Below are 443 nucleotides of genomic sequence, written 5' to 3' on the forward strand. Positions count from 1 at the left end.
CCTGCCGATGCACCGTGTAGCCCAGCGGCTGCAGTGTGTCGGCTACCAGCGCCGCCGTTCCCGGGGTGTCGCCGCCTATCTCCGGCGCGGCGTGGATCTGCCGGCGCAGCATGACAAACGCATCGAGCGCTGCAGTTGGTTGCAACGGCTGATCACTCTGCAAAGTACCCATGTCACTCGCATCCTTTGTTTTCAGGGAAGTAGTTGAGGCAGACCAGGCTGACTGCACCACCGGCCAACAAGAAGTAGGCCGGGGCCAACGGCGTACCCAGCGCAGCGATCAGCCAGGTGGCCACCAACGGTGAGAACCCCCCAAACAGGGTTACCCCCAGGCTGTAGCTGACCGAAGTGCCGAAAGAGCGCCGCGCCTTGGGGAACCCCTCCATCATCAGGGCAAAGAACGCACCGGCGCCCATGCAGGTGGGCAGGATCAGCACCGCCAC

General features: G+C 64.1%; 1 pseudogene. It reads right to left on the bottom strand.

Annotation, left to right across the window (positions count from 1 at the left end):
- Nucleotides 1–173: 173 nt before the first annotated feature.
- Nucleotides 174–443: pseudogene (locus G1E_RS29075) on the bottom strand (MFS transporter); the annotation flags it as partial.

The sequence above is a fragment of the Pseudomonas sp. TJI-51 genome, assembly GCF_000190455.2.
Classification (GTDB): domain Bacteria; phylum Pseudomonadota; class Gammaproteobacteria; order Pseudomonadales; family Pseudomonadaceae; genus Aquipseudomonas; species Aquipseudomonas juntendi.